Here is a 24580-nt window from a genome sequence, read left to right as displayed (position 1 = left end):
TTGACGCTGTGCGCTCCGAGACGGCGCGCACGCGGCGCGAGCAGCGGTTCGTCGTCGAGCAACCGGCTCGAGTGTCTGGCCCGTCTGAGCATGTGACCAGCGCTGATGACACTCTGGCGCTCTACTTTCTCTGCTCTCACCCGGACCTGTCTCCCGCCTCCGCCGTCGCTGTGACCCTGCGCGCCGTGGGCGGACTGACGACGCGGCAGATCGCCGCGGCCTATCTCGTTCCCGAGGCGACGATGGCGCAGCGGATCAGCCGCGCCAAGCGCACCATCGCCGACCGCGGACTCGACCGACCCGGCGATCTCTCGTCGGTCCTCCGCGTCCTCTACCTCGTGTTCAACGAGGGCCACTCCGGCGACATCGATCTCGCTTCCGAGGCTATCCGCCTCACCCGAACCCTGTTGACGATGACACACCATCCTGAGGCGTCTGGTCTGCTGGCGCTCATGCTGCTGCACCATGCCCGACGCGCCTCCCGGTTCGATGCCGAGGGCAGACTCATCGCGCTGGCCGAGCAGGACCGATCACTGTGGGACACGGACCTCATCGGCGAAGGCATCATGCTCCTGGGCGCTGCGTTGGCTCGCGACCAGCTCGGCGAATTCCAGGTGCAGGCCGCGATCGCAGCCCTGCACGCGGATGCGCAGCGGGTCGAGGACACCGATTGGGGGCAGATCGTCGATTGGTACGACGAACTCCTCGAACTGACCGACACTCCGATCGTCCGCCTCAACCGGGCTGTCGCGGTGGGTGAGGCCCGCGGCCCCGCTGCGGGACTGGCCCTGCTGCGTGAACTCGACGAGGATCTGCCCCGCCGCCAGGCCGTCGAAGCGCATCTGCGCGAACGCTCCGGTGATCTCCGTCGGGCTGCTGAGCTCTACGTCCGAGCCGCCGACCGGGCCGGCAGCTCCGCTGAACGGGACCATCTGCTGCGATGTTCGGCTCGGCTTCACGACGCACGCTGAGCCGACGCGAGCTTCGTCACTCTCAAGCGCTGCCGGCACGAGCGCCGCCGGGACCTCGGTTACGATCGACACGATCACACCTCGCAGTCGAAGGAGGCCGGCCCCGTTTGAGCCACGTCCAGGAGTTCTTCCGCATCTCACCGGCCGAACGCGATCACATCCCCGCGTTCCGGATCGCTTTGGGAGTGGCGATTCCGCTGCTCGTGCTGCTCGGCGTCGACCGCCTCGATCTGGCCATCTACGCCGCCTTCGGCGCATTCACCGGCATCTACGCCCGGTTCGAATCCCCGCGCTCGCGGATCAGGCGGCAGTCGATCGCGGCCGGTGTGCTCGTCTCCTGCGTCGGCATCGGAGCCCTGTTGGGCACGGCACAGACCAGCATCTGGGTGCTCATCGTCGTCACCGCCCTGGTCTCGGGGATCGGCGCGGTCATGGCCGTGCGCTTCCGCCTCAAACCCGGCGGGTCGATCTTCTTCATCTTCGCCACCGGGGCCGTGGGCTCGATTCCCGACGGGGCACCCGTCCAGGTGGCCGTGCCCGTCGCAGCCGCCTCGGCGCTGGTGTGCATCGGCCTCGGTGCCCTGGCCCACCGTGTCGGTGAGCGGATGCCCCGAGACAAGGAGACCTACGTCCGGGTGGGACTGTCACCCGTGGGCAAACGGGACCTGCTGGCCCATGCCATTCGCTTCACCATCGCCCCCTTGATCGCCGGCATTCTGGGCACCCTGCTCATCGATGTGCTGCCGCTGCTGTCCCACAGCTATTGGGCGATGGTCGCCGCGGTGGCACCGATCGCACCGCCGAGGCGCTCCGCCCGCCTCAAGCGGGGTCTGCATCGTGTGGTCGGGACCCTCGGCGGAGTGATCGTCACCGCCTTCCTGCTGTCCTTCCCCGTCGAAGCCTGGCAGCTCGTCGTCTGGGTCATCGTGCTCCAGTTCCTCGCCGAGGTCTTCGTTCTGCGCAACTACTCCGTGGCACTGTTCTTCATCACTCCGCTGGCCCTGATGATGACGCAGATCGGACACCCGCAGCCGGTGGTCGAGTTGCTGACCTCGCGGGCCGTTGAGACCGTCATCGGCGTCATCGTCGGTATGATCGTCGTTCTCGTCGGCTTCGGCAGCGAACGCCGATCGGCCGGGTCGGCGATTCTCGCACCATCTGTCGATGACGACGACTGAAGCATCATCCTCGGCGACGACCACGAGGAGAACCTCACCAAGCTGCCGGCCGTGGCCAAGCGTCGTCGGACCGAAGCGTGATCCGGCCGGCTCTCAGCCGAGAGTGCGATGCCGCCCGATCGGCACCATGAGCGGCTGACCGGACACCGGATCGACGATGATCTGATTGGGCAGACCGAAGACACGCTCGACATTGGCCTCGGTGAGCACCTCGGCCGGTGTGCCGGAGGCATGGATGTTCCCATCGGCGAGCATGACGAGCCGGTCGCAGTAGCGGGCGGCGAGGTTGAGATCATGGAGGACCATGACGATCGTGACTCCGGAGCGCTGATTGAGCTCGGTGAGCAGATCGAGGACCTCCACCTGATGATTGACGTCGAGGAAGGTCGTCGGTTCGTCGAGGAGGAGGATGTCCGTCTGCTGCGCCAGAGCCATGGCGATCCACACCCGCTGCCGCTGACCGCCCGAGAGCTCGTCGACGGGACGATCGGCGAGCACAGCCGTGCCCGTGGTGTCCAGGGCGTCTGCAACGGCGAGGTCGTCCTCGGCGCTCCAGCGGGAGAAGGCCCCCTGGTGGGGGTGGCGTCCCCGACCGACGAGGTCGGCGACGGTGATGCCTTCGGGGGCGATCGGCGTCTGGGGGAGCAGACCGAGGATGCGGGCGAGTCGTTTGGCCGGCATCGAGTGCACCTTCCTGCCGTCGAGGACGACGGCGCCCGACCTCGGTGCCAACAGCCTCGACATCGATTTGAGCAGGGTCGACTTTCCGCAGGCGTTGGCCCCGACGATGGCGGTGATGCATCCGGCCTGAAGATCCAGATTCAGTCCCGCGATGACCTCGGCATCGCCGTAGGACAGGTGGAGGTCCTTCGCGGTCAGTGAGTGGTCCGTGGTCACAGGGAGCCTCCCGAACGGTTGATCCTGATGATGAGGTAGATGAGGTAGGGCGCACCGAGGATGCCGGTGATCACTCCCACCGGGTAGCGGGTGCCGAGGGCGAACTGGCCGACAAGATCGGCGACGAGCACGAGCAGAGCCCCGACGAGCCCGGCCGGCAGAAGCGGGGACGAGCCCGGACCGATGAGGCGGGCGGCGATCGGCCCGGACAGGAACGCCACGAACGCCACCGGCCCGGCCGCGGCGGTGGCGAAGGCGATGAGGCCGACTGCGGTGACGATGACGAGCAGCCGGGTGCGGGCCACCCGGACGCCCAGGGCCTCTGCGGCCTCGTCGCCGAGCTGAGTGATCGACAGGTTCTTCGCCTGACTGAGCAGGATCGGGGCGAGCGCGATGAAGGCGATGAGGACGGGCACCGCCGAGTCCCAAGCGGCGCCGTTGAGGCTGCCGGCCAGCCAGCGCAGGGCCTCCTGCAGGTCCCATTGCGCGGCTCGTGTCAGCTCCCAGTTGATGAGGGCATCGAGCATCGAGGCGATCCCGATGCCGACGAGGATGAGCCGGATCCCGGCCGCTCCGTTCTTATAGGCGAGCAGATAGATGAGCAGCGCCACGGCGAGACCGGCGGTGATGGCGACGACCGAGACTCCCGTGCGCCCCAGACCCAGGGTGATGATCGCGAACACGGCGGCCGCCGAGGCACCAGAACTGATGCCGATGATGTCGGGACTGGCCAAGGGATTGCGCAGCATGGTCTGGAAGGTGACCCCGCCGAGCCCGAAGCTCAGACCGACCAGTGCGGCGAGCACCGCCCGGGGCAGGCGCAGCCGACCGACCGTGAAGGAGGCTCCCGGCACCTGCTCGCCTCTGATCACGCCGATGACCTCGGCCGGCGAGTAGAACGTCTGACCGACCATGAGGCTGGTGAGGAAGACGACCACGACGAGCGCGGCGAGCACGGAGACGATGGTCGTGTATCGCCTTGCGCGCGATCTGCGCAGGCCGGCGACCGCCTCGGCGGTGGAACTGTGCTGGGTCAGACTCACAGGGACCTGACCTTCTGCCGACGGACGATGGCGATGAAGAAGGGGGCGCCGATGAGGGCGGTGAGGATGCCGACGTCGAGTTCGGCGGGGCGGGCGATGATGCGCCCGAGGATATCCGATGCCGTCAGCAGTCCCGCACCGGTGACTGCAGAGAACGGGATCAGCCACCGATGGTCGACGCCGATGAGCAGACGACAGGCATGGGGGATGACGAGTCCGAGGAAGCCGATCGGTCCGGCCACCGCGGTCGCGCCGCCGCAGAGGACGACGGCGCCGGCCGCGGAGACGAGCCGGGTCAGGCCGACGTGTTGGCCGAGTCCGGCGGCGAGTTCGTCGCCGAGGGCCAGGGCGTTGAGCCCGGGGGCCGAATAGATGCAGATGAGGAACCCGGCGAGGAGGAACGGTCCGACGAGGATGACCGCACTCATCGTCACTCCGCCGACCCCGCCGATCTGCCAGTCGCGGGCGAGGTCGGAGATGTCACCGCGGGGCAGAACGACGGCGCTGATGAAGGAGGTCAGGGCCGCTGCGGTGGCGGCCCCGGCCAGGGCCAGCTTGAGCGGGGTCGCTCCCTGCCTGCCCAAGGACCCGATCGTGTAGACGAATACCGCGGTGATGGCCGCGCCGATGATGGCGAACCAGATGTACTGGGTGGCGCTGGCCAGTCCGAAGTAGGCGATGCCGATGACCACGGCCAGGGAGGCTCCGGTGTTGACGCCGAGGATCCCGGGATCGGCCAGCGGGTTGCGGGTCACCCCCTGCATCACTGCGCCCGAGACGCCGAGGGCGGCGCCGACGCAGACGGCGAGCAGGGTACGTGGGATGCGTTTGGCCACGGCCGCCTGGTCGAAGCCGGTGGCCGAGCCGCCGTAGGCGGCGATGACATCGGCGAGGTCGACGCCGCGGGAGCCGATCATCGTCGAGGCGATGCCGAGGACGACGACGAGGGTGAGCGCGGCGAGCATCCACAGCAGGCGGACGCGAGTCGACCGCCGCAGCCGGGCGGCGGTCGACTCGATGGTGGTGAGTGCGGTCATCGCGATGAGCGGGTCCTACTTCTCGGCCGAGGCGGCCCCGTCGAGGGCGTCGAGGTAGTCGTCGAGGACGAAGGAGATCGACAGCGGAGTCGGATTCGCCGCGGTGCCCAGGGGGTCATCGCTGGGCAGGTTGACGATGGCGTCGTTCTTCACCGCCGTCATCTGTGAGAGCAGCTTGTCGCCTTCGAGGGTCTTGACGAGCTCGTCGTCGCCGTAGGTGACGATGATGTCGACATCGTCGAAGACATCGGCCTGTTCGGCGCTGACCGATGAGGAGAACTGATCGGTGTCGTCCGATGCCTTCTCGATGCTGGCCGGGGCCTTCATACCCAGGTCCTCGAAGAACATCGGACGGGTGTCGTGCGTGGTGTAGAAGTTGACCTCGGACAGATCGGAGGGATCGACGTGGGTGAGGAACATCGTCGATTTGTCCTTGATCGCCGGGTGCTCGTCCACGGCAGAGTCGATCTCGGATTCGAGATCCTCGACCAGCTGTTCACCTTCAGCCTTCATGCCGATGGCTTCGCTGTTGATCTCGATCATCTCCCGCCACGGGGTGCCCCAGGCCGTGTCGGGGTAGGCGACGACTGGAGCGATCTCCGACAGCGTGTCGTAGTCTTCCTGAGACAGACCGGAGTAGCCGGCGAGGATGACGTCCGGCTCTGTGTCGGCGACGGCTTCGAAATCGACGCCGTCGGTCTCGTCGAAGAGAGTCGGGGTCTCGGCGTCGAGTTCCTCGAGCCTGTCCTCGACCCAGGGGAGGACCCCGTTGCCGTCGTCATCGCCGAAGTCCGCCCGCGCCATGCCGACAGGGACGACGCCGAGGGCCAGAGGAACCTCGTGATTGGCCCAATTGACGGTGGCGACCCGGTCGGGCTTCTCCGCGATCTTCGTCGTTCCGAGAGCATGCTCGATGGTCACCGGCTGCCACGAGCTGTCACCGCCGTCGGCTTCGTTGGAGGAGTCGGACGGTGAGCATGCGGCGAGCATGAACACGGCGGAGGCGGCTGCGGTGAGAACCAGCGCACGGTGTGGACGGGACATCGTTTCCTTTCGGCAGTGCTTGCCCGCGGGTCGAGGCTCCCGGATCGGATGAGTTCAGGGGCCCGGAGCATGCGTCGCAAGGACCGGTAGCTTAGGTGTGCCTAATCATAGTATCCGAGGAGGCGGCCGGGCGCAATCAGGATATTCGGACACATGATTTCGCGGAACGGACAGGAGATTGCCCGACCCGGCCCAGCTGAGCGGTCGGCCCCGGCGGCGATCTCAGCGGCCGAAGAGACCCGGAGTGGTGCCGGTGATCCGCTTGAACGCGGTGGTGAAGGCGTTCGCGGACGAGTAGCCGACGTCGAGGGCGGCGGTCTCGATCTCATGGCCGGCGCCCATGAGGGTGACCGCATGTTGGATCCGAGCGGTCGTGATCCACCGGTTGAAACCCAAGCCGGTCTCGGCAGCGAAAGCGCGAGTGATGGTCCGGGAGCTCACGCCCAGCCTCCGGGACCACTCCTGCAGACTCGTCGGATCGCTCGGATCGTCGAGGACCGCGTCGACGATGGGTCTCAGCAGTGAGCTGCTCGGCTGGTGGACGAGCAGCTCATGACCGGTCGGTGCCATGACGTCGAGGATCATCGCCTCGGTCAGGGCATAGGACTCGCTGCTGACCTCGAGATCGAGCAGTCGATCGAGCAGAAGGCGGAGGAGATCGGTGACGGCGATCGCCGTCGGGGTGTCACTGACGCGGGGGCCGTCGACACTGAAATGGGCCGCGCGGAGGACGACACCGGCCGGGGTCCAGCCGGAGTGGGCGACGCCTGCGGGGATCCACATTCCCAGGGGTGCGGTGATCGTCCACGTTCGGGAGCCGACTGTGACGGTGCCGACCCCGGAATCGCGCCACAGCAGCTCATGCGTGGGGTGCGAGTGCTCGGCCCAGTACGTCTCCTCGTCCATGGCCTCCCGCGAGCCGAGGATCCTCGTCGGCATCGGGAGCTGGCCGGCCGCGTAGCGGGGAAGACGACGCTCCACGACGGACGAGGACGGTCGAGCCGTCGGGGAGCAGGGCTTGATCGTGGGCACGGATCAAGGATACTGCGGCATCAGTGCGCGACGAGGTCCGGATGCTCACGGTGGAAATCGGTGACCTGCTGCAGGGTGTGGCCGGCGGCGAGGAGCAGCTGCTCGTCGAAGTCCCCGGCGACGAACTGTGCGGCCACCGGGGTGCCGCGGTCGGTGAAGCCCGCGGGCAGGGTGATCGACGGCAGTCCGCAGCTGTCGATCGGCGCCGTGGGAACCGTCACGGCAGCAAACAGCTCGGGGCCGGTCGCGAGAGAGCTCATCTGGTCGATCGTCGGGGAGGCCACTCCGATGCCGGGCAGCAGGAGCAGATCGATATCGGCCATGAGGGAGCGCATGCGCCCGGTGAATGCGCGGCGGGACTCGAGCAGTCGGTGGTAGTCGACGGCGGTCAGTCCCTGTCCGATCTCGATGAGCCCGGACAGGTCGGGACCGTAGTCGCTCTGACGTGCAGGGTAGGTCGCGGCGTGGACCCCGGCGGTCTCGACACCGCACAGAGCCGTCCATTCCTGGGCCGCTTCGGGCAGGCCCGGAGTGCGGACGTCGAGAACGCGCCAGCCCAGTCCGGTGATCGTCTCGATCGTCGATTCGAGCATGGCGTTCGTCGCATCGTCGAAGTGCTCGGCGGCCAGCTCCCGGTCGAAGCCGACGACCGGGGTTCGCTCGAGTCTCAGATGCCGACTGTAGCGGGGCACCGGAGCCAGTGCCGAGGTCGGATCGTGCGGATCGTGTCCGGCGATGGTTTCGAGGATGAGTGCGGCGTCCCGGGCGCTGCGTGTCATCGGCCCGATGTGATCGAGGCTCGGGGCGAGGCCGAAGATGCCGTGGCGCGAGACTCGCCCCCAGGTGGGTTTGAGTCCCGTGACGCCGTTGGCCGAGGAGGGGAGGCGGATCGAGCCGCCGGTGTCCGAGCCCAGGGAGCCGAAGCAGAGGCCGGCGGCGGTGGCGACGCCCGAACCGCTCGAGGACACCCCCGTCCAAGTCTCGGAGTCCCAGGGGTTGACCGGCGTGGGCAGATCGGGATGGTGACCGGTGAAGGCGCCCTCGGTCAGGCGCAGCTTGCCGAGGATGATCGCCCCTGCCGCCCTCAGCCGAGCGACGACGGTGGCGTCGCAGTCCGGTTGGAAGTCCGCGTGGATGGTCGTGCCCGCCCCGGTCGGTGCATCGTGGGTGTACGCGAGGTCCTTGATCGCCAGCGGCACTCCGTGCAGCGGGCCGAGCCAATCGCCCCGGGCGAGGCGGTCATCGCGGTCGGCCGCCTCGGCGAGTGCCGTCTCGCCCATCACGGTGACATAGGATCCCAGCGCCGGATCAAGGTCTGCGATGCGGTCGAGCATCGCCGTGGTGGCTTCCCGGGCGCTCAGCCGTCCGGAGCGGATGAGATGGGAGATCTCGTGGAGCTCACGGAATTCGAGTCCGCTGTTGACCGAGGTGGTGCTCATCGTGCCTCCTTGCATCGGGGAGCCGGATCGCTCCGACTCCCCATGTTATCGATACGGGCGGGCCCGGTCACTCAGGCACACCCAGTTGCTCGATGAGGTCTCTCACCTGGGCAGACGGTTCAGCTGCCGGCAAGCTCCCGCAGCGCCTGAACGTGGGCGTCCAAGCGTCGCGTGCCTTCGTCGGTGATCGAGACCCAGGTCCGGGGGCGTTTGCCGACATAGCCCTTCTTCACCGCGACCATGCCGGTCGATTCCAGGGCCGTGATGTGCCGGGAGAGCACGGAGTCCGAGACGCCGAGCGAATCCCGCAGGAGTCGGAACTCTGCCCGGTCGCGGTTTTTGAGGCTGGCGACGATGCCCAGTCGGGTCGGATTGCCCAGGCCCGGATCGATCCGAGCCAGGGAATCGCCGAGGTCGGGGATCGTGTCGTCGGCAGCGTTGTTCTTCGAGGTCATGATCGGGTCCTTCGTCTCGGGCGGTCTCGCGGGTCTCGGACTCAGCGGCGCAGGCCGATGAGCGCGATGACCGGTGAGGCGATCCACAGGAAGGCGGCAGCCGCCAGCGGGACCACGGGCCCCGGTGAGATCGAGTCGGTGATGATCGCGGCCAGGGTGACGAGGACGGTCAGCGGCAGCCAGGTCAGCAGCAGAGCGGTTGAGCGTCGGCTCCAGCTCAGCGCCTTGACGAGGTAGACGATCATCGCCGGCACCAGCCAGGCCAGACCCGCACCGAAGATGATCAGCTGTGTCGTGTCGTCGTCGATGATGCCGATGGCGACGAGGCCGACGGAGATGCCTGCGGTGAGGACGAAGAGCATCGTCACCAGCGGCCAGGAGTCATGTGTTCGGGCCTGCTTCTGCGAAGCGTCGACCTGTGCGAGGAGTTCGTCGGCCTGCTGTGGGGTGGGGGTGGTCTCCATGCCTGCTCCTTCGGGTGGGCATCGCGGAGGCGATGCGGCTGAAAGTCATCTCAGTGTAACAAGTACTTTCCATTATGGAAAGTACTTTCATGCAGGAATCCCCAGGAGTTTGAGACAGGTGAAGGTGGACGCCCGGACGTCAGCCGGCCGAGGCGGCGACCGTAGCGGCGAGCTCTGTGGCCGCCTCGAGGTGGGAGTCGCTGACCTCACCGGTGAAGACGAGGGGGTCGAAGGCCAGCTTCCATCCCAGACCGGTGGTGATCTGACTCATCGCGGTCTCGGCGCCGGTCGTGTCATAGCCGCCGTGGATCCAGTAGGAGAAGGGCCGACCGGCCGTCGGCTCCCGCACCGCGTCATAGGTGGTGTCGAAGAAGTGCTTGAGCGCACCCGAGATGTACCCGAAGTTCGCGGTCGTCCCGAGCACATAGGCATCGGCGGCGAGGACATCGTCGACACTGGTGTCCAGAGCGGGTCGGACGGTGACGTCGATGTCGCCGAGCTCGGGCAGCCGCAGTCCGGCCAGAGCCGCCTCGGCGATCCGCTTCGTCGCCGTCGACGGGGAATGATGAACGAGCAGAACGTTGACCATGCCTCCACCCTAGCCCCGGGGACTGACGCAAGTCAGCCCCGATGTCTAAGGTGGGACCATGGCAGTCATCTTCGATCCCCTGCGCGACAGAACGCGTCCGGGGCCCAGCCACAGCGATGAGGAGATCATCGATGTCCTCACGACGCGTTTCGACACGTCGGAATGGGCGGTGCTCACGGGAGCGGGAATGAGCACGGACTCCGGTGTCCCGGACTACCGCGGGCCGGACGCGCAGCCGCGATCGCCGATGACCATCCAGACCTTCCTCTCCCACCCCGATCAGCGTGCCCGGTATTGGGCGCGGTCATGGATCGGCTGGCCGCGGATGCGCCGTTCCCGGCCCAATGCCGGCCATCTCGCCCTCGCGGGTCTTCCCGTGGCCGGCATCGTCACCCAGAACGTCGACGGACTCCATCAGGCCGCCGCCGAGGCGGTCGCACTCAGACACGGCGCTGCGGGAGCCGGGCCGCTGCCGAGCCCCGTCATCGACCTGCACGGCAGCCTCGATCGGGTCATCTGCCTCGACAACGGCCACCTCGTCGATCGGGACTGGCTGCAGCAGAGACTGAGCGAGCTCAATCCGGGCTTCGCCCAGGAAGTCGGGATCGATCCCGACGATCTCGAGAGCGCCCCCGACGGTGACGTCGACCTCGAGGACACCGCGGGCTTCGTCATCGCCGACTGTCCCGAATGTGCAGGCATCCTCAAACCCGATGTCGTCTACTTCGGTGACTCGGTGCCGCCGGCCCGACTGCAGGAGGCGAACCGGATCTGCGATGAGGCGTCGGGGATCGTCGTGCTCGGATCCTCGCTCGCGGTGCTCTCGGGTCTGCGCGTTGTTCGTTCCGCAGCGAAAGAGGACAAACCCGTCGTCATCGTCACCGACGGGCCCACCCGCGGCGATGAACTCGCGGACTTCCGCTCGGTTTCGCGCGTCGCGGACTTCATCAGCGCGTGGGCTTCCAGGTGAGTCCAAGCCGGGGATGGAAGACTGGCGGACATGAGAGAAAATCTGGCCCGCGCCGAACGCCTGCGTCTCGTCGACTCCGCCCGCCGTGCGGGTGAGGATGCGCCCACTCTGTGTGAGGGGTGGACCGTCAGGGATCTTGCCACCCACCTCGTCATCCGCGAACGCCACCCGTCCGCGGCGCTGGGCATCTTCCTATCGAGATTCGACGATCGGAGAGAGGCGAAGGAGGCCGACTACGCGCAGACGCCCTTCGCCCAGCTGCTCGGCCTCGTCGCGGCCCCGCCGAAGTGGACTCCGGGCGCCTTGCCCGGAGTCGAGCCCGTGATGAACACGACCGAATTCCTCGTCCACCACGAAGACATCCGCCGTGCCGCCATCGAGTGGATGCCGCGACAGCTCTCCCGTGCAGAGACCGCGACCGTCTGGGCGCAGACGAGGGGCGCGCTCCTGCCCTTCGCTGCCAAAGCCGAGGGCCCCGTGACGATCACGGCACCGGGCTTCGGGTCTCGCACCGCTGGGAAGAAGCAGGCGGGGGACGGTTCCACGATCACCGGGGCGCCGCTCGAGCTGCTCCTCTACCTCATGGGGCGAAGAGACCAGGCCCTCGTCGATGTGCGCTGAAGTGCGCGGCGGCGACCTGCGCTGAGTGTCGGGATTTCCTCCGCCGAGGCGGGGGATTGGTCCATATCGGCGGCCACCGTGTTCTTCCTAGGCTGGTCTCAACAGTCTTTCGGAAGGAGACCAGACGTCATGAACGCCGCCCCCACCCCACTGCCCGGACAGCACGACGATCCCCACTCGGGACAGTTGGACGCTGCACACGCAGGACAGGAACTGCCGCCCTATTCCCAGCAGAACCCGTCCGGCGTGTCCCAGAACTACCCGGGCGCTCCCCAGACCTACCCGGGCCAGCCCCCGATGGCCTATGCTCCGCGCACCGATCCGCGCACCGAGGAGGACCCGGGCAAGGTGCTCGGCATCGTCTCACTCGTCGCGACTCTGTCGACCTTCCTCGGCTTCAACTTCCTCGGCCCCGTCATCGGCATCATCACCGGCCACATGGCACGCAAGCGTTCTCAGGACGCCGGTCGGGCAGACAACGAGATGGGCAAATGGGGCTTCATCCTCGGCATCGTCTTCCTCGGACTCCTCGTCCTCGGTTGGGTGCTCGGCATCTCCTTCGGCCTCGTCGGCGGACTCGCCTCACTGCTGGCCGGCTGACGGGAACGGGCCATGCCCTGTTGCGGTCGACCCGACCCTCGAGCGCCGTCATCGTATCGGCGACGGTGAAGCCGAGGTCCCGGTTGAGCGCGAGCATCGGATCGTTGTTCGTCGCCGTGTACGTCTGCACCCACCGCGCGGAGGCCGTCGCCTCCACAGCGGGCAGTTGGCGGAGGTTCGCGATCTTGAGGGCCCGTCCGATGCCCCGATTCCGATAGGCGCGGTCGACGAGCGTGTCCTCCTGGATGACGATCTGCGGGTCATGGGCCGAGACCATGATCTCCGTATAGCCGACGGCGAGGTCGCCGACATGCGCCATCGAACCGACCAGGGTCCAGCCCTGCTCTTCCATCCGCTCCTCGTGGCTGCGGATGGCGGCGGTGCTGGCATGACTGACGGTGCGGGTGAGGTCGCCGACCGGGACGTCTTCGTCCATCTGCTCACGCAGCCGCGTCCAGGAGGCGAGGACCTCTTCCGGACAGCCGCCGATCCACGAAGTGACCGAGAAGTCCGGGTCCTCCTTGATCACGGGAACGGTCGTGGCGGCACCGGAGTCCTTGTACCGGTCGGCATCGGCCTGCAGATAGGCGGGCAGGTCGAGCAGCAGCCGGTGCTCCTCATTGCCGATGCGCATGTCTCGAGACTCGGCGAATGCGACGCCTTCGGGGCAGTAGGTTTCGGTCTGGACGATCACCGAGGGGCGGTCGCGGTCGGCCAGGATCTGTTCGACCGCCTCGGCGAGGGCCGTACCGCAGCCGCGTCGGCGGCAGGTCGGCAGGACACCGAGTTCGACCTCGGCCGGGGAATCGGCGGTGACGTTGATCTCGGCACCGCCGACGGCCTCGTCGCCGAGGTGGGCGATGAGCGCGAAGTCCTCCTTGTCGGTGCGCGGCGTGGCGAACTGGCTCAGCGTCGTCTCGGGGCTGCGCCACCACGCGGCCGTGCGATCTGAGGTGTAGGCGACGCGCATGAGCTCGTTCCAGGCGAGCAGGCCGTCCTCATCGGCGGAGTCGATGCGTGTGATCCGAATCTCGGTCATGGCAAGAGTCGATCACGGGCGGCCCGGGTTTTCAAGGATGCCGGGCCGTCGCAGATCCTGTGTTCACACCGGCTGCGCGATGTCAGGGACGCGATGCGGTGTCAGGGACGCGGTGTTCTCATCGACGGTCGGGTCCGCGAGGGCCGTTCCGATCCTCGCGGTCATCCGGGCTGTCGGGGTCGTCCGGGCCGTCGAGGAGATCCCGGCCGGCGGGGGAGTCCCGAGGGGACGGCTCGGTGGGGGCAGCCTCGGCGTCGGGATCCTCGGCGCTGTCGGGGTCGTATTCGGGCAGTCGGGAGCCGATGTGCGCGCCGGGTTTGGTCATCACCCGGTAGATGAGGAACGCGCCGAGGCTGAAGACGGCGATGATGCAGAAGGTGAGGAAGATGACCGCACCGAGTCCGGGTTCCATCACTTGGCCATTCGTCGCCGGTCGAAGTAGTTTGCGAAGCGGGCCTTGAACGAGCCCATTCCCACCGATCCGCTCATCCGCACGAGGGGACGGCGGCCGGTCGGGACCGCGTTGACCACGGATTTCACGCTGCCCCAGGTCTTCGACAGTGCGTCGACGTTGACGGCCCAGTCGTCGGGGATGACAACGGTGACCGAACCCAGGCCCGCGATGATTTCGACGTCGATGGTCTCTAAGGCGGTGTCGACTTCGAGGAAGTTGAGTTCGATGTTCGACATCGCCGGTTCCAAGCGGATGAATGGCGGAACGGCCCAATTGGCGCGGCGGACCTCGGACTCCCAGCCGGCCCGAATGATGAGCGGATCGAACCGGTCCCGACCTTGGAGGGCCAGCGCGCGGTTGTCGATCGGTGAGACTGCCGAGGTGGGGCGGAAGCGATCGGACGGCAGTTCCGTGATGAGATCGGACAGGACTTCGTCGAGGTCGACCGGGAATTTCGCGGACTGGACCTGCTCCATCCGTTCGTCGAGTTCGTCGACCGTGATCCGTCCGTCCCCGGCCGCCTCGCGCAGAATCTCGATCGCTTCGTCACGTTCCCTGTGGCCGATGCGGAAGGTCTTCGCGGGGTCGTTCTCGTCGGAACCGGGGTTGGGGCGGGTCATGATCTCTATCGTGCCTGATCGCACGGCGGGCGACAACGGCGGGGTGAGAGCGTGCCTTATCCCGTGTCAGCCGTTGGCATTAGGCTAGGGGACGTGTCCACCGCACTGTACAGAAGATACCGCCCAGAGACCTTCGACGAGGTCATCGGTCAAGAGCATGTGACCGATCCGCTGAAGGCCGCCATCGAACGTGGCCGCATCAACCATGCCTATCTGTTCTCCGGACCGCGCGGGTGCGGAAAGACCACCTCGGCGCGGATCCTGGCCCGGTGCCTCAACTGCGAGCAGGGACCGACGCCGGTGCCCTGCGGGGAGTGCCCGAGCTGTCGGGATCTGGCGAACGGGGGACCGGGTTCGCTCGACGTCGTCGAGATCGACGCGGCCAGCCACAACGGTGTCGATGACGCCCGTGATCTGCGTGAGCGCGCGATCTATGCGCCCGCGCGGGATCGTTACAAGGTGTTCATCCTCGATGAGGCGCACATGGTCACCTCGCAGGGCTTCAACGCTCTGCTCAAGATCGTCGAAGAGCCGCCGCCGCACATCAAGTTCGTCTTCGCCACGACCGAGCCGGAGAAGGTCATCGGCACGATCCGGTCGCGGACCCACCACTATCCCTTCCGACTGGTGCCGCCCGAGGCCCTGGGCAATTACCTCGAGGATCTGTGTGCTCGCGAGGATGTGAATGTCGCCAAGGGCGTGCTGCCGCTGGTCGTGCGTGCCGGCGGCGGATCCGTGCGCGACACCCTGTCCGTGCTCGACCAGCTCATCGCCGGCTCCGGGCCGGACGGAGTCGACTACGGGCGGGCCGTGGCTCTGCTCGGCTACACCCCGGACTCACTGCTGTCCGACATCGTCGATGCGTTCTCCGCCGGTGACGGTGCCGGGGTCTACCGGGCTGTGGAACGCGTCATCGAATCCGGTCAGGACCCCAGACGGTTCGTCGAGGACCTCCTTGAGCGCTTCCGTGACCTCATCGTCATCAACGCCGCCCCCGAAGCGGCCCATGCTTTCCTGCCCGAGGTGCCGCCGGACCGTTTGGAGCGGTTGACCCTGCAGGCCAACGGCTTCGGCCAGGGCGAACTCTCACGTGCCGCAGACCTGCTCAATGTGGGACTGACTGAGATGTCGGGAGCGACCTCGCCGAGGCTGCAGCTCGAACTCATGTGTGCGCGCATCCTGCTGCCAGGCTCCGGCCGAAGCCGCGATGCCGTGCTCAGCCGGGTCGAACGGATGGAGCGTCGCATCGGCATGTCCGCCACCGGCGTCGCCGCGAACGTGCCGCCTGCGCAGACTTCTGAACAGGGGCAGGTCCCCGGACAGGCGGCGGGGCCCGGGCAGGGACCTGTGCCCGGCCAGGGGCAGGGACCGGTGCCCGGCCAGGGGCAGGCACAGGGTCAGGCACCGGGTGGAACGGACGGACGAGGCAACGAAGCGCCGACGCAGAACGCGTCAGCGGGACAGCCCCGATCTGCCGCTCATGACGATTTCGACGACATCGCGGCCATGGCCGTCGCCGCCGAATCGATGCTCGACGCACCCGCTGAGCCGCCTCAGCGACCAGAAGAGCCTCAGCCGGCAGAACAGTCTCCACCGACAGCGTCTGAGAGGCCGGCAGAACAGTCTCAGCCAACGGCACCTGCGGAGCCGGACGCCGCAGAACCGGGTCCGAGCTCGCCGGAACCTGAGCCGACACCGGCCCAGGAGCCGGGCAACCAGCAGCCGGGCCCGAACTCGCAGGAGGCCGAACCCGACGTGGGGCAGGCCGGACCCGGCCCCCAGGATCAATCCGCTCCGACGGCGCAGCAGCCGAACGCACCGCAGCGGAACACGCACGAATCGGTGCGGGAGCAGACTGCGCCCGAGACTGCGCGCGAACAGTCGGCTCCGGAAGCCACCTCGGTGGCCGGCCCCGGCGATATCGGCGGAGAGATCGAAGCCATCCGTCGGGCATGGCCGAGCATCCTCGCGGCGGTGGAGAAACGCAGTCGACTGACCCGAGCGATCATCGCCGCCAATGCGATCCCGCAGTCGTTCTCCGACGGGACCGTCTACCTCGGCTTCAACAACCCTGGTTCGGTGCAGGGCTTCCAGCAGCGCGATCATGCGTCGAAACTGGCCGCGGCCATCAACGATGTGCTCGGCATCCAGGCGCGCATCGACATTGGAGAGGTCGGCCGCATCGGCGGCAACGCCTCGGGAGGCAGACCTCAGGGCAAGGGATCCTCGGCGCCACCGATGAGCACTGGCGGAGGCAGCTACGGACCCGCTCCGACTCAGCGCCGACCCAGCCCGCAGGAAGTCGCCGCAGTCGTCGGCACCCGTGAAGTCGACAAACCGCAGGTCGACCATGAGAAGTTCTGGGAACCGAGCGGCCCGACCCAGGGCCCCTGGTCCTCCGATGACGAGGAGGGAGACCAGCCGGGGCGACCCAGCGAACCGAACTCTGAAGACAGCCGCCCCGGCTACGGGCACACCACGGAAGCCGAACCGGCCGGACCGGTGACAGACGATTCCCCACGACGCGACGAGCCCGCCCCGTCCGGGGATGTCGCCGATCCGGAGACTGCGCCCCAACCGGAGGCTGCGCCCGAATCAGAGGCTGCAACCCAACCAGAGGCTGTACCCGGACCGGAGACTGCAACTCAATCGGAGACTGCGCCCGAACCGGCGGGCCCGGTCGAACCGAATGTCGGTACGAATGACCCCGGACTCGGATCCGACGACCGTGAGATCGTCGTCCCCGACCTCTCCGATGATGACTTCTTCGGGGCATCGACCGACGAAGCACCCGAACCGGCGGGCGGCGACCGCTTGTCCGCTTCGACGCATGCGCCCTCGTCAGTCGAGCACACGCATGATTCCCATGGTCAGGCATCGTCGTTCGGCACACCGCCGCCTTCGTCGAGTGCACAGGAGTCATCGCCCACTGATGAGAACTCGCCGATGGAGTACGTCGAACCGCGGTGGGATGAACCGAACTGGCATGACGGGCCGACCTCCGCGCCGTTTGATGACGGCCCCACGGATGTCGACTCCACCAGTGCAGGCAGCGGAGCCGTCGACGTCGGAGCCGTTGTCGTCCCACCGCCGGACGATGATCTCGACTATCCGGACGTCACCGCGGCCCCCAGCGGTTTCGGGGGAGGACCCTCGGCACCGGACACCCCGCTGGCACCTCCCGTTCAGACCCCGTCGACGGCCCGGGGGAACGAGGCGAAGCCATTCAAATCCCGCTTCGCCGCACTGGCAGAGAAGCATGGGGTCAACACCTCCTCGCCGGGCGGATCCGGCTTCGGTTCCGACACCCCGACCAACGGCGGTGGCTACGGCGGGCAGGGCAGCGCCTCGGCGCCGGTGGCCAACCCGTACCCGCAGAATCCGGGATCGGATGAGGACGAGTATGATCCGGAAACGGACCTCGACGTCTCCGAGGCACCCCAGATGGGGGTCGACGTGATCGCGCGTGTCCTCGGTGGCGAAATCATTGACGAAAGAGAAGTATGAGCGCTGTCTACGAAGGTGCCCTCCAGGACCTGGTCGAAGAGTTCGGCAAGCTTCCTGGCATCGGCCCGAAATCAGCGCAGCGACTCGCCTTCCACATCCTCCAGACGGATGCGCAGGACGTCAACGCGCTCGCGCAGGCCCTCACCAACGTCAAGAAGCGGGTGCGGTTCTGCGAGATCTGCGGAAACGTGTCCGAAGAAGCCGAATGCACGGTCTGTCAGGATCCGCGTCGTGACCGGTCGATGGTCTGCGTGGTCGAAGAGCCCAAGGACGTCGTCGCCATCGAACGGACCCGGGAATACCGGGGTCTCTACCACGTCCTCGGCGGGGCGATCGACCCGATGGCCGGGGTCGGCCCGGACAATCTGCGGATCAAGGAACTCATGACCCGGCTGCAGGACGGCGAGGTCACCGAGACCGTCATCGCCACCGACCCGAACCTCGAAGGCGAAGCCACCGCCACCTACCTCGTGCGCCTGCTCGGCAGCCTCGGCGTGACCGTGACCCGGCTGGCCTCGGGCCTGCCCGTGGGCGGCGACCTCGAATACGCCGACGAAGTCACCCTCGGTCGGGCATTCTCCGGCCGCCGCGAAATCGACTGACCACCTCGGCGACGGACCCGGACCGTCGTCGCCCTGCCCGGATCGACCCTTTCGGACCCCCTTGTATAACAATTTCTGAACGGGGACTGAACGGTCGGTGGCCACCCCTCGCTTCGCCCATGTACACGGTGATCGGACGGGGTGGAGACGAGCGGCGTCGACCCCGGTCAGGCGGTGTCTGAATGGCGGGCGAAGGTGAACCGCAATGACCTACCTCATACAATGGTCGAGGTGCCGGGAGCCCGACACGGCTGAAATCCTGATCGATGAAGCACGAGACCTCCATGCGTGGAACCATGGAATCGATCGCCTGGCACGGAACTTATCAGCGATAAGGAAGATACTGCAGTGAGCATAGTCGTCCAGAAGTTCGGTGGGTCCTCGGTAGCCGATGCGGAATCGGTCAAGCGGGTGGCCAAACGAATTGTCGAGTACCGTCAAGCCGGCCACGAAGTAGTAGTTGTGGTGTCGGCCATGGGTGACAGTACCGATGATCTCATCGACTTAGCCCAACAGGTTTCCCCCATGCCACCCGCCCGCGAACTCGATATGCTGCTGACCGCCGGTGAGCGCATCTCGATGGCGGTCCTGGCCATGGCGATCGCCAATCTCGGCTTCGAAGCCCAATCCTTCACCGGCTCCCAGGCCGGAGTCATCACCGATGAGCAGTTCGGCAAGGCCCGCATCATCGATGTCACCCCCGGCCGGATCCGGTCCTCCCTCGACGAGGGATACGTTGCCATCGTCGCGGGGTTCCAGGGAGTCAGCCAGACCGCGAAGAACATCACCACGCTCGGCCGCGGCGGCTCCGACACCACGGCTGTGGCGTTGGCCGCGTCCCTCGATGCCGATGTGTGTGAGATCTACACCGATGTCGATGGTGTCTTCACCGCCGACCCGAGGATCGTGCCCTCGGCGCGCAAGATCGATGAGATCGGCTACGAGGAGATGATGGAGATGGCCGCCTCAGGCGCCAAGGTCCTCATGCTCCGCTGCGTCGAATACGCCCGCCGCTACAACGTGCCTGTGCACGTGCGGTCCTCATTCTCTCGCAACCAAGGTACCTGGGTGACCGATTCACCCATCCCCGAAGCCTTCCGACAGGGACGGGGTTCCTCGACCCCGGCAGCGGAATCAGAAACGGAGTCCACCATGGAACAGGCAATCATCTCCGGCGTCGCCCATGATCGCTCGGAAGCCAAAGTCACGATCGTCGGTGTCCCCGACGTCCCAGGCAAGGCCGCCGAGATCTTCAAGACCTTGGCGAAGCAAGAAGCCAATATCGACATGATCGTCCAGAACATCTCCACCCGCGAACCGGGCAAGACGGACATCTCCTTCACCCTGCCCATGGCCGACGGTGCGAAGGCACTCGAAGCCCTCGACGCGGTGAAGGCCGAGATCGGCTTCGACCAGGTTCGCTACGACGACCAGATCGGCAAGCTCTCCGTCGTCGGTGCCGGAATGCGGTCCCACCCGGGTGTGACCGCGACCCTGTTCGAGGCACTCAGTGAAGCCCAGGTCAATATCGACATGATCTCCACCTCGGAGATCCGCATCAGCGTCGTCACCCGAGCAGATCTGCTCGACGACGCGGTCCGTGCCGCCCACGCCGCCTACGGGCTCAACAGCGAAGACAACGAAGCCGTGGTGTACGGAGGTACCGGACGATGAGTGTGAATGTTGGAGTAGTCGGAGCCACCGGCCAGGTCGGAGGCGTGATGCTCGACCTTCTGGCCGACGATCCCGGATTCGAGATCGGGACCCTGAGGCTGTTCGCCTCGGCCCGTTCGGCTGGGAAGACCATCGACTTCAAGGGTCAGCCGATCACCGTCGAGGATGCCGCCGAGGCGGACCCGAGCGGACTCGACACCGCCCTGTTCTCCGCGGGTGGGGCCACCTCCCGGGCACAGGCCGAACGTTTCGCCGCCGCCGGCGTCACCGTCGTCGACAATTCCTCGGCCTGGCGTTCGGACCCGGAGGTCCCGCTGGTCGTCAGCGAGGTCAACCCCGAGGCCCTCGATGAGCTGCCCAAGGGCATCATCGCGAACCCGAACTGCACGACCATGGCCGCGATGCCCGTGCTCAAGGCTCTCCACGCGAAGGCCGGTCTGTCCCGTCTCATCGTGTCCACGTACCAGGCGGTGTCCGGTTCGGGACTGTCGGGAGTCGAGGAGCTCGCCGGGCAGCTCGAAGCCGGCATCTCCGATGCCCGCAAGCTCACCACCGACGGCACCGCGGTGACCCTGCCGGAACCGGACAACTACGTCGAACCGATCGCGTTCAACGTCCTGCCGATGGCCGGAGCGGTCGTCGACGACGGTCAGAACGAGACGGACGAGGAGAAGAAGCTGCGCAACGAAAGCCGGAAGATCCTCGGCCTGCCCGAGCTTCTTGTTGCCGGCACCTGCGTGCGCGTGCCGGTGTTCACCGGACACAGCCTGAGCATCCACGCCGAGTTCGACTCCGAGATCAGCCCCGAACAGGCGTCGGAGATCCTCAGCCAGGCTCCCGGCGTTGCCCTCGACGACGTGCCGACGCCGCTCAAGGCTGCCGGACAGAACGTGAGTTTCGTCGGTCGCATCCGCGCCGACCAGTCGGCTCCGGCCGGCAAGGGGCTCGTCCTCTTCGTCGCCAACGACAACCTGCGCAAGGGCGCGGCGCTGAACACGGTGCAGATCGCTGCGCTGCTGGCCGCCAAGCTCGAAGCGAAGGCCGCCTGAGCGCCTGCGCCGCTCGATGAACCGCCCGGGAACGGACTCCCGGGCGGTTTTTCGCCTTTTGGCCGCTCAGGTCACGCGAATCTCGAAAACAACGCCGCCGGCGACGCGCTTTTCGAGATTCGCGTGACCTGAGCGGCCTATTGGGTCGGGCCCGGCCGAGGTGCGGGAGTTATTCTCCAGCCGCTAAATATAAAAGCGTTGCTATATATAAATATTTATATTAGTGGCGGGCCTCCGATCTGAGTATCGTCGACGATGTTGTCTGATCCTCAACGCCTTAGAAAGGCTCCACATGACCTCGTCGCGCATACTGCTCACCACCGCTGCCATCGCCTCCTCCACGGCGTTGGTGCTCAGTGGCTGCGGGGGGCAGACCTCCGAAGCCGACACCGGGACTCTGAACGTGGTGACCTCGACAAACGTCTACGCCGATATCGTCTCCCAGGTCGCAGGTGACTTCGCCGAGGTGAGTCCGATCATCGATGATCCGAACCAGGACCCGCACTCCTACGAAGCGACCACGCAGGATCGCCTCAAACTGTCCAAGGCCGACCTCGTCGTTCAGAACGGCGGCGGCTATGACGCGTTCATGACCACGATGCTCGACGCCTCCGATGCTGAAGTCGACGTCATCGACACCGTCTCGGCCTCCGGTCTGCCCGGTTCGGAGGGACTCGCCAACGAACCCCATGATCATGACCATGAACACGGTGATGATGAGGAAGCCCACGGAGGCGGCCACTCCCACGAAGGCGAGGATGGCCATGATCATGAACACGCGGACGAAGGCCACGACGAGGAGGGCCACGAAGATCACGAAGAGGGTCACGAGGGCCATGACCACGGATCATTCAACGAACACGTCTGGTACTCGGTCCCGACGATGACGAAGCTCGTCGACGAAGCGGCGAGCCACCTCGGCGAGGCCCTGCCCGAACACCAGGGCGAATTCGAAGCGAACGCGAAGGAGTACAAGGCGGAGCTGACTGCGCTGCAGGACGACATCGATGCGGTGAAGAAGGAACACGGTGGGGAGAAGGTCTCGGCGACCGAACCGATTCCGCTGTGGCTGTTTGCCGATATGGGACTGGAGAACATCACTTCGATGGAGTTTCTCGCCGCTGTCGAAGAGGGCAATGATGTGCCGCCGCTGGTGCTCAAGGCCGCGGAGAAGCAGATCTCCGATGGGGAAGCCGTGCTGCTTGGATACAATACTCAAGCGGCAGGTCCGCAGGCAGAGGCCTTGAAGTCCACAGCGGAGGACTCCGATGTCCCCGTCGTCGACCTCGCCGAGACCATGCCTTCGGGAACGCACTACGCCGACTGGATGGGTGGCTACATCACGGAAATCGCAACCGCACTCGAAGGACACAAACACTGACTATGGCCAAGGAATCCGACGCTTCCGCACCGGCAACACCACGGGAGCCGGTGATTCGACTGCGCGAGGCCGAACTGCGGTTCGGCCCGCGCGTGCTCTGGCACGACCTCGACCTCGACGTCGCACCGGGGGAGTTCCTCGCCGTGCTCGGCCCCAACGGCACCGGCAAGACCTCCCTGCTCAAGGTCCTGCTGGGGCAGAACACGCTGTCGGCCGGAACCGCCGAGGTCAGCGGGCGGGCAGTGCATAAGGGGAACCCCGCCATCGGCTACATTCCGCAGCAGCGCGGAATCGATCCGCACACTCCGATGCGCGGACGCGATCTTGTGCGTATGGGCATCGACGGTCACCGGTGGGGGATGGGCCTGCTGTCTCGCGGGCGGAAGAAGAAGGTCGAGGCGCTTTTGGCCTCCGTCGGCGCCACCGACTATGCCGACGCCCCCGCCGGAACTGTCTCGGGCGGCGAACTGCAGCGGCTGCGTGTGGCCCAAGCCCTGGCCAACGACCCCACGGTCCTGCTCTGCGATGAGCCCCTGCTCTCACTCGACCTGCACCACCAGCAGGTGGTCGCCGCACTGCTGCACGAACAGCGCGTCCAACGCGATGCCGCCGTCGTCTTCGTCACCCACGAGATCAACCCGATCCTGCCGTACGTCGACCGGGTCCTCTACATCGTCGGCGGGCACTTCCTCGTCGGCACCCCCTCTGAGGTGATGACCACCGAATCTCTGTCTCGTCTCTACGGTTCCCCGGTCGAAGTGGTCCGCGTCGGCGGCCGCCTCGTCGTCGTCGGAGGTGAGGAGGAATGCGTCGATCACCATGACCTGCCTGATGATTCCTTCGATCTCGACGGGACGGTGGTGAACCGATGAGCCTCTCTGAGATCTTCGCCAATCTGTTCACCTTCGAAGACTACGGCGAATTGGTCGCGCTCCTGGCCAACTCGCTCGTCGCTGCGGCGCTCCTGGGCGTCGTCGGGGGGCTCATCAGCGTCTTCGTCATGGCCCGCGACATTCCCTTCGCGGTCCACGGAGTCTCCGAACTCTCCTTCGCCGGTGCCGCCTTCGCCCTGCTCATCGGCTTCGACGTCGTCACGGGATCGATCGTCGGCTCCATCGTCGCCGCTCTCATCATCGGCATCGGAGGGGCCAAGGATTCGGAGAAGAACGCGATCATCGGCGTCCTCATGCCCTTCGGCTTAGGGCTGGCGATCCTCTTCCTCGCTCTCTACGACGGGCGGGCTGCGAGCAAGTTCGGGCTGCTCACCGGCCAGATCGTCGCCATCACCCCCGGCCAGATCCTCACCCTCATCATCTGCGCCCTCGCCGTGCTCGTGGTCTTGGTCGTCGTGTGGCGTCCGCTCATGTTCTCCAGCCTCGACCCCGAGGTGGCCCGGGCCAAGGGTGTGCCGGTCAACGTGCTCACCATCGTCTTCATGCTCACTCTCGGTCTGGCTGTGGCGCTGAGCGTCCAAGTCGTCGGGGTTCTGCTCGTGCTCGCGCTGCTCATCACTCCGGCCGCAGCCGCGACCCAGCTCTCGGCCTCTCCGGTGTGGGTTCCGGTGCTCAGCGTGATCTTCGCCGTCACCGCCTCGGTCGGAGGCATCCTCGTCGCGCTCGGTTCGCCGGTGGTGCCGATCAGCCCGTTCGTCACGACGATCTCGTTCCTCATCTATCTGGTCTGCCGCCTCGTCGGGGGACGTCGGATGAAGGCCCTGCACCGCCGCCGCGCCCACCGCGCCGCAGAAGAGCACAACATCCCCATCTCCACCCCCTGAATTGCTACCCGACGGCGGCTCTGCAACCTGGCGTGGACTGGTCCCGGAAAGTTGGACTGCTTGGGTCAGCATAGTTGATAGACATGCTCACCATCCTTGGCGGTCTTGGTCCGATACTCCATCGGGGCAAGACCGCC

At 66.6% G+C, this 24580-nt stretch carries 24 protein-coding genes; 12 read left to right on the top strand and 12 right to left on the bottom strand.

Translation table 11 applies throughout. The features are described from left to right. The first annotated feature begins 92 nt into the window (after nt 1-92). Both EB835_RS18090 and EB835_RS18085 read left to right on the top strand, forming a co-directional pair. Nucleotides 93-971 carry an RNA polymerase sigma factor gene (locus tag EB835_RS18090; protein ID WP_346763162.1) on the top strand — a complete coding sequence of 293 codons (879 nt, stop codon included), beginning with the start codon at nt 93-95 and terminating at the stop codon, nt 969-971. Nucleotides 972-1078: 107 nt separating this feature from the next. Then, complete coding sequence (locus tag EB835_RS18085) at nt 1079-2149, top strand: FUSC family protein (protein ID WP_240688843.1); 1071 nt, start codon at nt 1079-1081, stop codon at nt 2147-2149. A gap of 93 nt (nt 2150-2242) precedes the next feature. Here EB835_RS18085 and EB835_RS18080 read toward each other — a convergent pair whose 3' ends face one another. The 9 genes from EB835_RS18080 to EB835_RS18040 all read right to left on the bottom strand — a co-directional run bounded on the left by EB835_RS18080 (nt 2243) and on the right by EB835_RS18040 (nt 10149). Next, nucleotides 2243-3046, bottom strand: a complete 804-nt coding sequence (locus EB835_RS18080) for an ABC transporter ATP-binding protein (protein ID WP_135537312.1) — start codon at nt 3044-3046, stop codon at nt 2243-2245. After that, the gene (locus tag EB835_RS18075; RefSeq protein ID WP_135810838.1) at nt 3043-4089 is read right to left on the bottom strand and encodes a FecCD family ABC transporter permease; all 1047 of its coding nucleotides are present in this window, start codon (nt 4087-4089) and stop codon (nt 3043-3045) included. Before EB835_RS18075 ends, EB835_RS18080 begins: the two co-directional genes overlap by 4 nt. Continuing rightward, nucleotides 4086-5126 carry a FecCD family ABC transporter permease gene (locus tag EB835_RS18070; RefSeq protein WP_135537310.1) on the bottom strand — a complete coding sequence of 347 codons (1041 nt, stop codon included), beginning with the start codon at nt 5124-5126 and terminating at the stop codon, nt 4086-4088. The genes EB835_RS18075 and EB835_RS18070 overlap by 4 nt, the downstream gene beginning before the upstream one ends. Before the next feature lie 15 nt (nt 5127-5141). Then, nucleotides 5142-6170, bottom strand: a complete 1029-nt coding sequence (locus tag EB835_RS18065) for an iron-siderophore ABC transporter substrate-binding protein (RefSeq protein WP_135810837.1) — start codon at nt 6168-6170, stop codon at nt 5142-5144. 222 nt (nt 6171-6392) lie between these two features. After that, a complete protein-coding gene (locus tag EB835_RS18060) occupies nt 6393-7202 on the bottom strand; it encodes a helix-turn-helix domain-containing protein (RefSeq protein ID WP_205683265.1) in 810 nt (269 codons plus the stop codon). Between the two features lie 20 nt (nt 7203-7222). After that, nucleotides 7223-8641: an amidase gene (locus tag EB835_RS18055; protein ID WP_240688842.1), complete on the bottom strand. Its 1419-nt coding sequence runs from the start codon at nt 8639-8641 to the stop codon at nt 7223-7225. Nucleotides 8642-8760: 119 nt separating this feature from the next. Next, nucleotides 8761-9096 carry a winged helix-turn-helix domain-containing protein gene (locus EB835_RS18050; RefSeq protein WP_135537307.1) on the bottom strand — a complete coding sequence of 112 codons (336 nt, stop codon included), beginning with the start codon at nt 9094-9096 and terminating at the stop codon, nt 8761-8763. A gap of 41 nt (nt 9097-9137) precedes the next feature. Then, nucleotides 9138-9560 carry a hypothetical protein gene (locus EB835_RS18045; protein WP_135537306.1) on the bottom strand — a complete coding sequence of 141 codons (423 nt, stop codon included), beginning with the start codon at nt 9558-9560 and terminating at the stop codon, nt 9138-9140. A gap of 139 nt (nt 9561-9699) precedes the next feature. Beyond that, nucleotides 9700-10149, bottom strand: a complete 450-nt coding sequence (locus EB835_RS18040; protein WP_135537305.1) for a flavodoxin family protein — start codon at nt 10147-10149, stop codon at nt 9700-9702. Between the two features lie 58 nt (nt 10150-10207). On the opposite strand from EB835_RS18040, the gene EB835_RS18035 reads away from it, so the two are divergent. From EB835_RS18035 to EB835_RS18025, 3 genes are all read left to right on the top strand, one after another. Beyond that, nucleotides 10208-11119 (top strand): Sir2 family NAD-dependent protein deacetylase, encoded by a 912-nt coding sequence (locus tag EB835_RS18035; RefSeq protein ID WP_135810836.1) that lies wholly within the window; start codon nt 10208-10210, stop codon nt 11117-11119. 30 nt (nt 11120-11149) lie between these two features. Continuing rightward, complete coding sequence (locus tag EB835_RS18030; RefSeq protein ID WP_135810835.1) at nt 11150-11740, top strand: TIGR03085 family metal-binding protein; 591 nt, start codon at nt 11150-11152, stop codon at nt 11738-11740. Nucleotides 11741-11869: 129 nt separating this feature from the next. Beyond that, nucleotides 11870-12340: a DUF4190 domain-containing protein gene (locus EB835_RS18025; protein ID WP_135810834.1), complete on the top strand. Its 471-nt coding sequence runs from the start codon at nt 11870-11872 to the stop codon at nt 12338-12340. On the opposite strand, the gene EB835_RS18020 is transcribed toward EB835_RS18025, so the two are convergent. From EB835_RS18020 to EB835_RS18010, 3 genes are all read right to left on the bottom strand, one after another. Next, entirely contained in the window at nt 12240-13379 is a 1140-nt protein-coding gene (locus EB835_RS18020) for a GNAT family N-acetyltransferase (protein ID WP_135810833.1), read from the bottom strand. The two genes, EB835_RS18025 and EB835_RS18020, sit on opposite strands and share 101 nt — an antisense overlap. A 118-nt stretch (nt 13380-13497) precedes the next feature. Next, nucleotides 13498-13791, bottom strand: a complete 294-nt coding sequence (locus EB835_RS18015) for a hypothetical protein (protein ID WP_135810832.1) — start codon at nt 13789-13791, stop codon at nt 13498-13500. After that, nucleotides 13791-14453 (bottom strand): DUF1707 SHOCT-like domain-containing protein, encoded by a 663-nt coding sequence (locus EB835_RS18010; protein ID WP_135810831.1) that lies wholly within the window; start codon nt 14451-14453, stop codon nt 13791-13793. The genes EB835_RS18015 and EB835_RS18010 overlap by 1 nt, the downstream gene beginning before the upstream one ends. A gap of 93 nt (nt 14454-14546) precedes the next feature. Here EB835_RS18010 and EB835_RS18005 point away from each other — a divergent pair, with 93 nt between their 5' ends. From EB835_RS18005 to EB835_RS17975, 7 genes are all read left to right on the top strand, one after another. Next, a complete protein-coding gene (locus EB835_RS18005; protein ID WP_135810830.1) occupies nt 14547-17960 on the top strand; it encodes a DNA polymerase III subunit gamma and tau in 3414 nt (1137 codons plus the stop codon). Continuing rightward, nucleotides 17957-18562: a recombination mediator RecR gene (gene recR / locus EB835_RS18000; RefSeq protein ID WP_135810829.1), complete on the top strand. Its 606-nt coding sequence runs from the start codon at nt 17957-17959 to the stop codon at nt 18560-18562. The genes EB835_RS18005 and recR overlap by 4 nt, the downstream gene beginning before the upstream one ends. A 348-nt stretch (nt 18563-18910) precedes the next feature. Then, nucleotides 18911-20236 (top strand): aspartate kinase, encoded by a 1326-nt coding sequence (locus tag EB835_RS17995; RefSeq protein ID WP_135537296.1) that lies wholly within the window; start codon nt 18911-18913, stop codon nt 20234-20236. Next, nucleotides 20233-21285, top strand: coding sequence for an aspartate-semialdehyde dehydrogenase (locus EB835_RS17990; protein WP_135810828.1), 1053 nt, complete (start codon nt 20233-20235; stop codon nt 21283-21285). The genes EB835_RS17995 and EB835_RS17990 overlap by 4 nt, the downstream gene beginning before the upstream one ends. 292 nt (nt 21286-21577) lie before the next feature. Next, complete coding sequence (locus tag EB835_RS17985) at nt 21578-22666, top strand: metal ABC transporter solute-binding protein, Zn/Mn family (RefSeq protein ID WP_135810827.1); 1089 nt, start codon at nt 21578-21580, stop codon at nt 22664-22666. 2 nt (nt 22667-22668) lie between these two features. Beyond that, nucleotides 22669-23538 (top strand): metal ABC transporter ATP-binding protein, encoded by an 870-nt coding sequence (locus EB835_RS17980; RefSeq protein WP_135810826.1) that lies wholly within the window; start codon nt 22669-22671, stop codon nt 23536-23538. Beyond that, entirely contained in the window at nt 23535-24443 is a 909-nt protein-coding gene (locus EB835_RS17975; protein ID WP_135810825.1) for a metal ABC transporter permease, read from the top strand. The genes EB835_RS17980 and EB835_RS17975 overlap by 4 nt, the downstream gene beginning before the upstream one ends. The last annotated feature ends 137 nt before the right edge of the window (nt 24444-24580 follow it).

Origin of the sequence: Brevibacterium sp. S22 (assembly GCF_004745485.1) — a bacterium.
Taxonomy (GTDB): domain Bacteria; phylum Actinomycetota; class Actinomycetes; order Actinomycetales; family Brevibacteriaceae; genus Brevibacterium.
Note: the sequence above shows the minus strand (reverse complement) of the source record. Positions and strands in the feature narration are given on the sequence as shown.